This is a genomic window from Streptomyces radicis, from assembly GCF_003626575.1.
Lineage (GTDB): Bacteria > Actinomycetota > Actinomycetes > Streptomycetales > Streptomycetaceae > Streptomyces > Streptomyces radicis.
The window spans coordinates 134810-147588 of sequence record NZ_RBDY01000013.1 but is presented as its reverse complement, the minus strand read 5'-3'; the positions used below and the strand labels follow the sequence as shown (position 1 = coordinate 147588).

Below are 12779 nucleotides of genomic sequence, written 5' to 3'. Positions count from 1 at the left end.
CCCGTCGGCCTGACCGGCGCCGAACATCCACGGCATCGAGATTGCTCAGGTCCACGGCATCCAGCTGGGGAGCGCGACCATAGCACTGGTCAGCGTCCGGGGAACGCTGATGGAATGTGGTGAGCGAGGCGGTGCCGGAGCGCGGACGAGAGTTGAGGGGGCGCTACGCATGACAGGCGGCCAGGGGGAAGAGGTGGGTACGGCCGGGGAGTCCGCGAAGTGGGCGCGGATCGAGGCACTGCAGGAGCGCTTCGGTGAACTGGACCAACAGGTCCGCGACGCCGAGCGGACTGGCGACGCCGAGCGGGCCAGGGCATCGCGCGAGCAGGCACTGGCGGTGCTGGAGGAGCTGTGCGCTGAAGACCCGGGCGATCTGAACACACTGCTGGAGCTCGCCGAGCGGCTGTACGAACACGCGGTCGTGCTGGCCGGGCTCGGGCTGACCGGCGGGGCGGCCACCGCCGCGGAACACTCCTTGGGAATCTTCGACATGCTGGTGGCCTCCCAGCCGGGCTGTGAGCCGGGCCCCGGAGGGGGACGGGAACAGGCCGCGCGGCGCGTGGCCTTGGGGGACGGTGCCCCCGACTCGCCGGGCGGCGGGCGGCCGGCTGTGAGGGCGTACCGGCTGCTGGCCGGTGACAACGCCGATCACGAGCCAGGCATGGCCCGGTCCATGTGGGGGCTGCACGCGCTCGGTGAGGAACTCGGCCGCGTCGACGTCATCGAGGAAGCCGCGGCCGAAGGACTGCGGGTGTACCGGAACTGCCCGTCGCAACGCCTGGATCTGTGGGACCACCACTGCTTCGGGGGCCTCGCGCTCTACAGCGCCGAGCAGTTCTACGCCTTCCTCCCGGCGGCGCTGGAGGACGGCTCGGCTGCGGCCGAGGACGCGGTCAGGGAGTTCACCACGGTCGTCCGGTCCGGAGGCTACGGCCAGGACCAACTCGTCGGGGCACTTTGCTTCTCGGGGTTGTTCCTGCTGGCACAGGGCGACCGGCACGCGGCGGAACGGCGGCTGGCTGAGGCCGCCGCCCTCGCCGAGGCCCTCGGCGGCGTCTCCGACCTTGCCTCCGTCAACCTGCGGATGCTGCGCGATGCGCTGGCCAGTGTCGGTCGGACAGCGGCCGCGCCCCTGGCCACCAGGCAGCGCCGCTGGTTCCGCCGACGAGGCTGAACAGGCGTCAAGTAAGCCGGGCGGAGGAAACGTGCAGCGCGAGCGTCGGCGACGTTCCGTGGCAGCACCTCTTCGCGGGTGGGGACGGGACGCATCGCGGGGTATCTCCTGGCGAATCGAGGGAGCGACGTCGGGTGAGGGGGCGCGAGGGACCTGTCGGGTAGATCAGGACGCTTCCGGCGCGGTGGTCCGTGCGAAGATCGCGCCGAGTTCCCGCACTTTGATCCGGACCGTGTCTCCCGGTGCGAGGTAGGGGCGCTGGTCGGACTCGCCGTTGACGTACTCGTCCATCCGCAACGCAAGGCCGTTGTCCGAGCGACAGGGCTCCAGCTCGTCGGGGTGACGAGAACGGGCCTTGCCGGGACCATCGTGGGGTGATCGACGCGATCGCCCGCCCGTTCCGGACCGGTACCCGGTGGGTGGCGGGGATCAGCAGGGCAGGTAGACGACGATCCAGTGGTCGCGGTCGGGGTCGTGGAGCATCTCGTTCTGGAACGTCAGCTGTCCGCGGGCCGGGTGGTGCAGGTGCTTCACGCCTGACCGCCGCGCTGTGACCTCGGCCCTGTGCCAATGGTCCCTGAAGTCGGTACTGGTCGCGGAGAGCTCCGCGAGCAGGGCTTGGAGGTACGCGTCGTCAGGGTATCGGCCCATCGCCGAGCGGAGCGCGGCCGTGGCCCACCGGGTGTAGGAGTGGGCTCCCTCGGCCCCGAGAAGGTCCCGGGCCTGGGCCGTGAAGCCCTGGTGGACGATGTTGTGCCGGAACCGGCTCGTGCCGGACGGGGCCCCGAGGAGTTCGGCGGCGGCGGCGTTGCGCGCCATGACGTTGAGGCGGCCGTCATGGACGGTGACCGGGATGGTGTTGTCGAGCTCGCGCAGCAGGCGCTGGAGCCCGGGGCGGACCTCGCTGCCGGGGGCGAGCGGCTCGGGAGGCAACTCGCCGGCGAGACGGAACAGATGGTCCCGCTCGGCCGCCGTGAGATCGAGGGCCCTCGCCAAGGAGGTCAGGACCTCCCGCGACGGACGCGGCGCTCGTCCCTGCTCGAGGCGGGTGCAGTACTCCACGGAGATGTCGGCCGCCTCCGCCAGCTCTTGTCGGCGCAGCCCCGGCACCTGGCGGCGCGACGCCCGGCCGGTGGCCGACGGCCCGGGCGGCACCACTCTGCCTCGCCTGCCTCGCAGGAACTTCCCGAAATCCGTCCTGAGCTGTGGCTGCATACGGACCATGATGCCTCCGACGGACGATGACGCCTCGGGCTGGCCCTGCCGGTACCAGGGGCGGAAGGGCCTTCCCGGCCGGTCCTGGATCTCGCACAGTTGCTGTGCGGCGAGGCGCGCCAGGGGCGCGGACGCTCGTCCACCTCCGCACACCGGACAGAAGGAGGGGCTGTCATGCCCGCGAACCGTGTCGCTCTCGTCACCGGAGCCAACCAGGGCATGGGCAAGCAGGTCGCCGAAGAGCTGGCCGGCGACGGCGTCGCCGTGTTCCTCGGTTCCCGCGATCTCGCCCGTGGAGAGGCCGCGGCGGCTGACATCGGCGGCGGGACCACCGCGCTTCAGCTCGACGTGACCGACGCGGCCTCGATCGACGCGGCCGCCAAGCGGATCGGCGAGGAGGCCGGTCGGCTCGACCTCCTCGTCAACAACGCCGCCATCTCGACCACGCGCACCGATGTCGACGACGTGGCGGAGCTCCGCGACCTGTCGAAGCCGAGCGTCGTCCCGATCGACGAGGTGCGGGCGGTCTGGGAGGTGAACGTCTTCGGCCCCCTGGCGGTGTACCAGGCCATGCTCCCGCTGCTGCGCAGGTCATCCGACGCCCGCGTGGTGAACGTGACGAGCGCTCTCGGATCCCTGACGACCGCCGCCGATCCGGCATCCCCGCTCCACGCGGCTTTCGAACCGGTCTACGCCGCGTCGAAGACAGCGCTCAACGCCATCACACTCGCCATGAAGGTCGAGCTGGAGTCGACCGGCATCAAGGTCAATCTCGTCTCACCGGGGTTCGCGAACACCGCGCTGGTCAAGTTCCAGGGGACGGAGTCGGTCGAAGACGCCGTCCGCGAGGTGGTGCGGGTCGCCCGCCTCGGCCCTGACGGACCGACCGGCACCTTCACGACATGGGAGAACATCGACGTCCCGTGGTGACCTGGCGCCACCCGTGACCGTGCCCGCTCCGGCCGCCGTTCGCCCGTCACAGGCGGTTGCCGGACGACGGGCCGAAGAACTCGATCTCGGCGATGGCCACCTGCCGGTCGGCGCTCGCCCCGTAGGACGACAGGACGGTGAAGCGCACGCTGGTCACGCCCTCGGCCCTGAACCGCCGGTGCTGCGGCCCGAGGCCCTGGTCGGGGGTGAGCTCCCGCGTCGTCGTGCTGCCGTCTGCACATGGGGGTGCACGGCGTCGGGGCGGCCCGGCAGGACAGGGCTGACGGCCGACGGGTCGGCCGCGCTCGCCGGGTCGGCGACGGGGACGAGAAGCTGGCGCGCCCGAACGGCCACCCCGCCCCCTCGGCCCCGCCGGTCAGCGGATCGAGGTGGCGGTAGAGCGCGTCGTGGGCCTGCGGCACCACCAACACCCGTACGGCGTGGGCCCCGTACTCGTTCTCCTCCCCCTCGAGGCACGTGATGCGGGCCGTCTCGGGCGCGGCGCGCCGCGTCAGCTCCGCGTAGTCGCGCGACCCGGTCCCACAGCCCGGCCAGCCGGACGAGGCGCCGTCGACTCCTGGACCACGAGTGCCACGTCGAGCACCTCGTGGACGGGCTCGGTCGAGGGGTTCTTCATCTGCGACATGAGCCGGTCCACGGCGCCGCGGACGACAGCGTCATCCTCTCCGCCCCCGACTCGGTCGTCGGCATCGCCGAGAACAGCGGGAACGCCGAGGCGGCGCAGGAGTTCGTCGACTACCTGTTCTCCGCGCAGGGCCAGGCGACGTTCACCGAGGACCAGCGGCTGTTCTCCGTGCGCGACGACGTCACGTCCGACGAGGCCGTGCTGGCTCCGCTGAAGACCGACTGGATCGACACCGGGCGGACGGCGATGTACCCGGACGGCATGTTCACCGGGGCGAGCGACCTGGCGGCGCTGACGCAGACGTTCCTCCAGGACGAGGACGCCGGAGCCTTCCTCGAAGCGCTCGACACGGACTTCCAGTCGCACGGCATCCAGTGAGAGATCGGTGAGCCGGGGTGTCCGCCCGGTCCCCCCGGCGGACACCCCCGCACCGAGACGGTGATCCCATGTCCCAAAGACGCCACATCTACTACTGGATGGCCCTGCCCGCCGTCCTCCTCTTCTTCGTCTTCCACACCCTGCCCGCCTTGCAGGGCGTCTTCTACAGCTTCACCGACAGCCGGGGCTACGGCGACTGGTCGTTCATCGGGTTCGACAACTACGCCGAGCTGTTCCGCGACCCGCAGATTCGGGAGAGCTACCGCTTCACGCTGCTCTTCGCCGTGGTCGCCACGATCGCCGCGAACGTCCTGAGCCTGGCGATCGCCGTCGGGCTGACGTCGAACGTCCGGTTCAGGGGATTCCTGCGCGGCGTCTACTTCCTGCCCGCGATCCTGGCCACCATCGTCGTCGGCTACATCTTCAACTTCCTGTTCGCCAACCCGCTGCCCGAGGTGGGCGAGTCCCTCGGCTTCGACACCCTCTCGCGGAACATCCTCGGCGACCCCGACCTGGCCTGGGTCGGCGTGGTCATCGTCGCCGTCTGGCAGGGCTGCGCCACGACGATCGTCATCTACATGGCCGGGCTCCAGACGATTCCCGACGAGGTCAGGGAGGCGAGCCTGCTGGACGGCGCGAGCGCCTGGCAGCGCTTCTGGCGCATCACCTTCCCGCTGCTCGCCCCGTTCTTCACGATCAACATGGTCCTGTCGCTGAAGAACTTCCTCATGGTCTTCGACCAGATCGTCGCGCTGACCGAGGGCGGCCCCGGCACGGCGACGCAGTCGATCTCCTACCAGATCTATCGCGACGGCTTCACCGGCGGCGAGTTCGCCTACCAGTCGGCCAACGCCGTCATCTACTTCCTGGTGATCGCGCTGATCTCGGTGGTCCAGCTGCGGTTCCTCAGGGCACGGGAGGTGAGCGTCTGATGGACAACGCGCGCAAGAGGGCGAACTGGCTGCGACGGGCCTGCTGTTCCTCGGCTCCCTGACCATTCTCATCCCGATGTACTTCACCGTGGTCACCGCGCTCAAGTCGCGGACGGACATGGCCGGGAACCTGTGGTCCCTCCCCACCCAGTGGCACTGGGAGAACTTCGGCGAGGCCATCAGGATCACGGGGTTCGGCCAGGCGCTGCTCAACAGCCTGCTGATCACGGGCGCCGTCATCGTCCTGACGGTCCTGACGAACTCACTGGTCGGCTACGCCATAGCCCGCAACCTGCACCGCACCCCCTTTAAGATCATCTTCATCTACTTCCTGTCGGCCCTGTTCATCCCCTTCCCCATCGTGATGCTTCCCCTGGTCAAGGAGATGAGCTTCCTCGGGCTCGACAACCGGTGGGGACTCGTCCTGCTCTACGTGGTCTACAACCTCGCGTTCAACGTGCTGCTGTACACCGGCTATCTCAGGACCGTCCCCGAGGCGATCGAGGAGGCCGCGCTCCTGGACGGGGCGAGCGCCTGGCAGACGTTCTGGCGCGTGATCTTCCCGCTGCTCACCCCGGTCAACGCCACCGTGGCGATCCTCACGGGGCTGCACACCTGGAACGACTTCCTGCTGCCGCTCGTCATCCTCTCCGACCAGGACGAGTACACGCTTCCGCTGGTGCAGTACGCGTTCCAGGGCCAGTTCAGCACCGACTACAACCTGGCCTTCGCCAGCTACCTCATGGCGCTCACCCCCATGCTGGTCATCTACCTGTTCGCCCAGCGCTGGATCATCGGCGGCGTGGCGCGCGGTGCCGTGAAATGACGGGCGCCGGACGTGCCCCGCACGCCGAGGCGGCGCGTCTGACCACCCGGCGGAGGACTTCTTCGATGTCTGCTTCTTCAAGGCCCGCTTCTTCCACGCACGACGTACTCGACCCCCGTGACACCGTTCCCGACGAGGTCGAACAACTCACCACGAGCGGCTTCGACATCGACCCCGCGCTGCTCGAGGCGGTGGGCGAGGCGGCCGACCGGGGAGACCGGGCCGCGCTGCGCGCGCTGCTGCCGCGCGTGACCGGCACGGCCCGCCGCCGCGCCGACTGGCCCTACGACGAGCCGACGGGCGCGGCGGATCTCGCCGCGATCGAGGCGCGGCTGCCCGGCGTCGCCGCGGGGCGCCGACCCGTGCCGTTCGGCGGCGGCCCCGAGGAGCTCGGCGACCGCGTGCGGGGCGCGTGGCAGGCCCGCTGCGCCGGGTGCTGCATGGGCAAGCCGCTCGAGGGGCTGCGGCCCGAGCAGATCCGCGGCTATCTGCGCGCCGCCGACGCCTGGCCGCTGCGCGGCTATGTGCCTCTCCTCGATCCCCTTCCGGAGGGCATCGAGCGGCTCAACCCCTCGTGGGAGGAGGCGACGCTCGGCCGGGTGACCGGGATGCCACGGGACGACGACACCGACTACACCATCCTCGGCCTGCACCTGCTCGAACGGTACGGGCGCGGCTTCTCGCCGCGCGACGTCGCCCGCGAGTGGCTGGACAAGCTGCCCTTCACGCAGACGTTCACCGCCGAGCGCGCGGTCTACCGCAACCTCGTCTCGGGCGTCGACGCGGCGGAGGCCGCCACGTTCGACAACCCCTACCGGGAGTGGATCGGCGCGCTGATCCGCGCCGACGTCTTCGGCTACGTCAACCCCGGCGACCCGCTCGCCGCGGCCCGGCTCGCCCACGCGGACGCCAGCCTGTCCCACACCGCGAACGGCGTCTACGGCGCGATGTGGGCGGCGGCGCTGGTCGCGGAGGCATTTGTCGCCCCCGACGCCGCGGCGGCCGTGCGCCGTTCCGCGGACTGGGTCCCGGAGCGCAGCCGCCTGTCCGCGACCCTCGCCACGGTGCTCGATCTGCACGTGGAAGGGGCGCGTTGGGAGGACGCGATCGCCTGGGTGGACGAGGCGTTCGCCGGGCACAGCTGGGTCCACACCCTCAACAACGCCGCGGTGATCGCCGCGGGACTCCTCTGGGGCGAGGGCGATGTGGCGCTCTCGCTCGGCCTCACGGTGCAGGCGGGCCTCGACACCGACTCGTCGGCCGCGACGGTGGGCTCCGTCCTCGGCGCCCTGAACGGGGCCGCCGCGCTGCCCGACGCGCTGATCGCCCCGCTCGATGACCGGATCCGCAGCGCGGTGCGCGGCTACGACTTCTCCCGCATCACCGCGCTCGCCGACCGCACCGCCGCACTCGTCGTGCGCGGCGCGGGGGAACGGTGAGCGGCGGGCGGCCGGAGGGCGGCGGCCGAGCGCTCGTGGTGGTGGGATCGATCAATCGCGATCTCACGCTTCGCGTCCCGCACCGCCCGGACGGCGGCGAGACCGTGCTGGGCACGGAGGCGACGTTCGCGCCCGGCGGCAAGGGCGCCAACCAGGCCATGGCCGCGGCCCGCGCGGGCGCCCGCGTGCGCTTCGTCGGCAGCGCGGGACCCGACGGCACCTCTTTCGTCCGCGCGCTCGGTGACGGCGGCGTCGATGTCTCGGCGGTCGAGATCACCGGGAGCACGACCGGCCTCGCGGTCGTCCTGGTGACCACCGACGGCCAGAACTCGATCGTCGTCGCCCCGGGAGCCAACGAGCTGCTGACCGCCGAACAGGCCGAGCGGGTCGTCGCGGCGGAGGAGGCCGCGGCGGAGGAACGTCACGGTGGTGCCCCCGTGGTCCTGCTCCAGTGCGAGATCCCCATCGGCGCCGTCGTGGACGGGGTGCGGACCGCCGCGGCGCGCGGCGCCCGGGTCGTGCTGAACCTCGCGCCGTACACCCCGCTTCCCGACGATGTGCTCGCGGTCTGCGACCCGCTCGTCGTGAACGAGTCGGAGGCGGGCCAGGCGCTGGGGCGGCGGGTGGCGACCGGCGCGGACGCGGCCGACGCCGCCCTCGACCTGGCTCGGCGCGCCCGGAGCGCGGTGGTGACCAGGGGCGCGGGGGGCGCCGTGGTGGCCCGTGCCGGGGATGTCACGGTCATCCCGGGCCTGACGGTGCCCGTCGTGGACACCACGGGCGCGGGCGACGCGTTCGTCGGCACGCTCGCCGCGCGCCTGGCCGCCGACGACGACCTGGTGGCGGCGGTGCGGGCGGGCAACGCCGCGGGAGCCCGCGCGGTCGGGCACCGCGGCGCGCAGCCACCGAACGCAAGGACCTCACCGCTTCCGGAGGAACTATGACCCCGCCTGCCCCCGCGCCCTCCGCCGCCGGAGTGCGGCGCCTGGTGCTCGACACCGATGTCGCGATGGGGGCGCCCGGCAGCGACATCGACGACGGCTTCGCGATCGCCCTGGCCGTGGCCGACCCCGCGCTGCGGCTCGAGCTGGTGACGACGGTCGACGGCAACACCGACGTGGACAGCGCCACCGCGCTGGCCGTGGAGCTCCTGCACCGTCTTGGGCACGGCGAGGTCCCCGTGGTCAGGGGCGCCGCGGGCCCGCTGGCCGATCCATGGCGGCCGCGGGAGCGGGCCGCCGACGTGCTGGAGCGATTCGGCCACCGGCGCCCCGTGCCGGGGCGCGCCGCCGAGGCGCTCGTCCGGCACATCACCGCCAGCCCGGGCGAGATCACCCTGGTGGCCATCGGACCGCTGACCAACGTCGCGACGGCGATGCTGCTCGAGCCGCGGATCGCCCGCGACGTGCGCGAGATCGTCGTGATGGGCGGCTACTTCACCGGTCACCAGGGCAACGTCAGGGTGCCGGGGGAGTTCAACATCTGGGCCGATCCCGAAGCGGCGCGCATCGTGCTGCGCTCGGGAGCGCGGCTGCGCTTCGTCGGGCTCGACGTCACCTACCAGGTGCGGATGAGCCGGGATCAGGCGGCCCGACTGGCGTCACACGGCGGCGACTTCGGCCGTTTCGCCGGAGAGTGCGGGCTGGCGTGGATCGAGACCCTGCGGCACCGTTACCCCGGCTCGGCCACCCGGGACAGCTTCCACCTGCACGACCCGCTCGCCGTCGCGGCCGTCACCCACCCCGAGCTGATCGGTTGGCGGCGGGCTCATGTCGCGGTCGCGACCGACGGCGTCGCCCGGGGCATCACCGTGGCCGACCTGCTGGGCACCAGGGACGCGCCCGAGCCCAACTGCGAGATCGCGGACACGGTGGACGTCCCCGCCTTCCTCGACCTCTTCCTGCGGCGGGTGGGCGCCCTGTGAGCCGCCCCCCGTTTCCCGATCCCCGTTTCCCGATCCCCGACATGACGACCCGCACAGCGAGGACCGCGCCATGAACCACGCCCACCCACCCGTCCCCGCGACCGACTGGTGGCGGCACGCCGTCATCTACCAGATCTATCCGCGGTCCTTCGCCGACTCCGACGGCGACGGCATGGGCGACCTGCGCGGCATCACCGCCCGCCTCGACCACCTCGCCGACCTGGGCGTCGACGCGGTGTGGCTCTCGCCCTTCTACCGCTCGCCGCAGGCCGACGCGGGCTACGACGTGTCCGACTACCGCGACGTCGACCCGCTGTTCGGCACCCTCGCCGACTTCGACGCCCTGGTCGCCCGGGCGCACGGGCTCGGGCTGCGGGTGATCGTGGACATCGTGCCGAACCACAGCTCCGACGAGCACCCGTGGTTCCGCGAGGCGCTTGCCGCGGGGCCGGGCAGCCCCGAGCGCGCGCGGTACATGTTCCGCGAGGGCCGCGGACCCGGCGGGGATCTGCCGCCCAACAACTGGCGGTCGACGTTCTACGGCCCGGCCTGGACCCGGGTCACCGAGCCCGACGGCACGCCGGGGCAGTGGTATCTGCACCTGTTCGACAGCAAGCAGCCCGACTTCGACTGGGGCAACGAAGAGGTCCGCGCGGAGTTCGACGACATCCTGCGGTTCTGGCTCGCGCGCGGCGTCGACGGGTTCAGGGTGGATGTCGCCCGTGGGCTGGTCAAGGCCGAGGGGCTGCCCGACCACCCGGTGGAGTACCAGCACAGCGGGCACCCCGCGCCGGACGGCAGCCGCACCCCGCTGCTCGACCAGCCGGGCGTGCACGAGATCTACCGGCGTTGGCGGGCGGTGCTCGACGCCTTCGGTCCCGGCCGGGTCCTGGTCGCCGAGGCGCACCTCAGGCCCCCGTCGCGGCTGGCCGCGTATGTGCGCCCCGACGAGATGCACCAGGCGTTCAACTTCGAGTACCTCGACTGCCCCTACCGGGCCGCCGACCTGCGCCTGGTGATCCAGGAGTCCCTTGACGCCTACGGCGCCGTGGGCGCACCGGCGACCTGGGTGCTCAACAACCACGACGACGTGCGCCACGTCAGCAGGTTCGGGCTCCCGACCGGCACCCCGACCGACGACGGCATCGGCCCGCGCGACCCCCAGCCCGACCTCGCCCTCGGCGCCCGCCGGGCCCGCGCGGCGACCGGCGTCATGCTGGCGCTCCCCGGAGCCGCCTATCTCTACCAGGGCGAGGAGCTCGGGCTGCCCGAGCACACCGGGATACCCGACGAGGCACGCCAGGACCCCATCTTCGCCCGCTCGGGCGGCAGGGCCGCGGGCCGCGACGGCTGCCGGGTCCCGCTGCCGTGGCGGAACGGGGAGCCCGCGTACGGCTTCTCGCCCACCGGGCGCACATGGCTGCCGCAGCCCGCGGACTGGGGCCCCTACGCGGTCGAGTCGCAGCGCGGCGTGGAGGGCTCGTCGTACGAGCTGTACCGGGCGGCCCTGGCGCTGCGCACCAAGCACAACCTGGGTGCGGAAACGTTCCACTGGGTCGAACTGCCAGGCGCCGCCGACGAGGTGATCGCCTTTCGCGTCGGCGACATCCTCGTCGTGGCCACCGTCGGCGACGCGGGCGTTCGGCTCCCCGCGGGAGAGGTCGTCCTGGCGACCGGACCGCTGACCTCCGACACGCTCCCCCCTGACACCACGGTCTGGCTCAAGGTGTAGGGCGCGCGACGGCAACGCCGGGTCAGGCGTCGCGGGGTGTCGGGGGGCGTGTGACGGGGACGACGGTGAGCAGGCCGTCGAGACCTGTGAAGTCGCCGGGATTCGTGGTGAACAGAGGGAGTCCTTCGGCGATGGAGATCGCGGCGATCATCAGGTCGGCCACCCTGCGCCGCGGCTTGCGCCCGGTGCCGATGACCGCCGCGCGGACTCTCCCGTAGACGCGGGCCGCCTCCGCGTCGAAGGGGATCGGGTCGAACTCGTTCTCGGCGCGCTGGAGGATGTCCACGCGCCGGGCGCGCTCGGCGTGCTCCTCGTAGTCGTCCTGCTCCGCGTTGCTTCGGACTTCGTGCGGGCCCGCGGAGAGCTCGGCCAGGGTGATGGCGCTGATGGCCATCTCGGCAGGCAGCTCGTCGGGGTTCACCCACCTGCGCAGGATCATGATGTTGGTGTCGATCAGGCCCTGCCGGTGCTCAACGGGCATAGGGGTCGTCCAGGTCCTGATCGGCGGTGGCGTCCTGGCTGATCCCCCTGCGGCGACGTCGGCGCTTCGTCCCGCGCGGCGAATTCGCGGCCATGTCCCGCACGGCCCCTGACATCTCCCTTGACGTCTTCCGCGCCGACGTCGGTCACCTCGCCTGGGCGAGCTGGACCGCGTCGGGCCCCGCGGGGAAACGGAGTTGGCCGGTCGTGTCGTGCACAGCCCGCCACACGGTCTCGGCGACGTCGCTCTCCTGGGTGAAGACGTCCTGGCCCGCGAAGGCCTCCATGGCCTTCTTCGCGAACTCGGCGTAGGGCTCGGGGACAAGCCCTTCCACCGAGGCGCCGTTCGTCGCCCTGGCCGCGAAGTTCGTCGTCAGGCAGGCGCCAGGCTCGACCGTCTTCGCCCGCACGCCGAACGGCGCGAGCTCGAGCGCGAGGGACGAGGTGAACCCCTCGATGGCCATCTTGCTCGCCTTGTAGACCGCCGAGAGCGGCATGTGCCCGAGCACCACGCTCGAGGTGACGTTGACCACCACGCCGGAGCCGCGCTCGCGGAACTGCCGCAGCACCGCCTGGGTCGTCGCCATGACCCCGAACGTGTTGGTCTCGAAGACGTCCCGCACATGGCCCATGGACGTGTTCTCGAACACGCTGATCGAGGGGACGCCCGCGTTGTTGACCAGGGCGTCGACGGGCCCCGCCGCCTCCAAAGCGGCGGCGATGCTCTCGGGCTCCGTCACATCGAGCGCGACGACGCGGAGCCGGTCGGACTCGGGAAGGACGTCGGGGCGCGGTGTGCGCATCGTGGCGATGACGTTCCAGCCCTGGGCGTGGAAGTGGCGCGCGGTCGCCCGCCCGTAGCCGGAGGAGGTGCCGGTGATCAGGATCGTCTGCATGGTGGGGTCCTTACGAGGTCGGGGGATCCGTGGTGGGACCGGCACTTTCCTGCTCCGCAGGAGAGCCGGTGATTCCATTGAATCGCTCTGACCTGGGCGAACAGTAGAATCTTTCTCGCTGATGCTTGCACGATCCTCTCGCGGGACGATCCGGCTCGGCCGGTGACCTTCCCCGGTCGTCCCTGACCGACTTTGACCGAGGCGCGC

General features: G+C 71.7%; 13 protein-coding genes and 2 pseudogenes. 10 read left to right on the top strand and 5 right to left on the bottom strand.

Going from position 1 to position 12779, the window contains the following annotated elements; genetic code table 11:
- Nucleotides 1-169: 169 nt before the first annotated feature.
- Entirely contained in the window at nucleotides 170-1174 is a 1005-nt protein-coding gene (locus D7318_RS18710) for a hypothetical protein (protein WP_120698260.1), read from the top strand.
- A gap of 165 nt (nucleotides 1175-1339) precedes the next feature.
- Here D7318_RS18710 and D7318_RS34610 read toward each other — a convergent pair whose 3' ends face one another.
- Both D7318_RS34610 and D7318_RS18705 read right to left on the bottom strand, forming a co-directional pair.
- The gene (locus D7318_RS34610) at nucleotides 1340-1465 is read right to left on the bottom strand and encodes a hypothetical protein (protein ID WP_268987350.1); all 126 of its coding nucleotides are present in this window, start codon (nucleotides 1463-1465) and stop codon (nucleotides 1340-1342) included.
- Nucleotides 1466-1603: 138 nt separating this feature from the next.
- Nucleotides 1604-2389 carry a helix-turn-helix transcriptional regulator gene (locus tag D7318_RS18705; protein ID WP_120698259.1) on the bottom strand — a complete coding sequence of 262 codons (786 nt, stop codon included), beginning with the start codon at nucleotides 2387-2389 and terminating at the stop codon, nucleotides 1604-1606.
- A gap of 174 nt (nucleotides 2390-2563) precedes the next feature.
- On the opposite strand from D7318_RS18705, the gene D7318_RS18700 reads away from it, so the two are divergent.
- Nucleotides 2564-3319 (top strand): SDR family NAD(P)-dependent oxidoreductase, encoded by a 756-nt coding sequence (locus D7318_RS18700; protein WP_120698258.1) that lies wholly within the window; start codon nucleotides 2564-2566, stop codon nucleotides 3317-3319.
- 46 nt (nucleotides 3320-3365) lie between these two features.
- Here D7318_RS18700 and D7318_RS34025 read toward each other — a convergent pair.
- Nucleotides 3366-3557 (bottom strand): annotated as a pseudogene (locus D7318_RS34025) (NADase-type glycan-binding domain-containing protein); the annotation flags it as partial.
- 369 nt (nucleotides 3558-3926) lie between these two features.
- Here D7318_RS34025 and D7318_RS18690 point away from each other — a divergent pair.
- The 7 genes from D7318_RS18690 (at nucleotide 3927) to D7318_RS18660 (ending at nucleotide 11196) form a co-directional block, all read left to right on the top strand.
- Nucleotides 3927-4343 carry a type 2 periplasmic-binding domain-containing protein gene (locus D7318_RS18690; RefSeq protein ID WP_120698257.1) on the top strand — a complete coding sequence of 139 codons (417 nt, stop codon included), beginning with the start codon at nucleotides 3927-3929 and terminating at the stop codon, nucleotides 4341-4343.
- A gap of 68 nt (nucleotides 4344-4411) precedes the next feature.
- On the top strand, nucleotides 4412-5275 hold the full coding sequence (locus tag D7318_RS18685) for a carbohydrate ABC transporter permease (protein WP_120698256.1): 864 nt from the start codon (nucleotides 4412-4414) through the stop codon (nucleotides 5273-5275).
- A gap of 76 nt (nucleotides 5276-5351) precedes the next feature.
- Entirely contained in the window at nucleotides 5352-6101 is a 750-nt protein-coding gene (locus D7318_RS18680; protein ID WP_120698255.1) for a carbohydrate ABC transporter permease, read from the top strand.
- Between the two features lie 65 nt (nucleotides 6102-6166).
- Nucleotides 6167-7540 (top strand): ADP-ribosylglycohydrolase family protein, encoded by a 1374-nt coding sequence (locus tag D7318_RS18675; protein ID WP_120698254.1) that lies wholly within the window; start codon nucleotides 6167-6169, stop codon nucleotides 7538-7540.
- A complete protein-coding gene (locus D7318_RS18670) occupies nucleotides 7537-8484 on the top strand; it encodes a PfkB family carbohydrate kinase (protein WP_120698253.1) in 948 nt (315 codons plus the stop codon). The genes D7318_RS18675 and D7318_RS18670 overlap by 4 nt, the downstream gene beginning before the upstream one ends.
- Nucleotides 8481-9464: a nucleoside hydrolase gene (locus D7318_RS18665; RefSeq protein ID WP_120698252.1), complete on the top strand. Its 984-nt coding sequence runs from the start codon at nucleotides 8481-8483 to the stop codon at nucleotides 9462-9464. Before D7318_RS18670 ends, D7318_RS18665 begins: the two co-directional genes overlap by 4 nt.
- 70 nt (nucleotides 9465-9534) lie before the next feature.
- Complete coding sequence (locus tag D7318_RS18660; protein WP_120698251.1) at nucleotides 9535-11196, top strand: glycoside hydrolase family 13 protein; 1662 nt, start codon at nucleotides 9535-9537, stop codon at nucleotides 11194-11196.
- 22 nt (nucleotides 11197-11218) lie between these two features.
- Here D7318_RS18660 and D7318_RS18655 read toward each other — a convergent pair whose 3' ends face one another.
- On the bottom strand, nucleotides 11219-11677 hold the full coding sequence (locus tag D7318_RS18655; RefSeq protein ID WP_120698250.1) for a type II toxin-antitoxin system VapC family toxin: 459 nt from the start codon (nucleotides 11675-11677) through the stop codon (nucleotides 11219-11221).
- Nucleotides 11678-11703: 26 nt separating this feature from the next.
- On the opposite strand from D7318_RS18655, the pseudogene D7318_RS34020 reads away from it, so the two are divergent.
- Nucleotides 11704-11817 (top strand): annotated as a pseudogene (locus D7318_RS34020) (prevent-host-death protein); the annotation flags it as partial.
- A 5-nt stretch (nucleotides 11818-11822) separates the two neighbouring features.
- Here the strand turns inward: D7318_RS34020 and D7318_RS18645 are convergent.
- Entirely contained in the window at nucleotides 11823-12572 is a 750-nt protein-coding gene (locus D7318_RS18645; protein WP_120698249.1) for an SDR family oxidoreductase, read from the bottom strand.
- Between the last annotated feature and the right edge of the window lie 207 nt (nucleotides 12573-12779).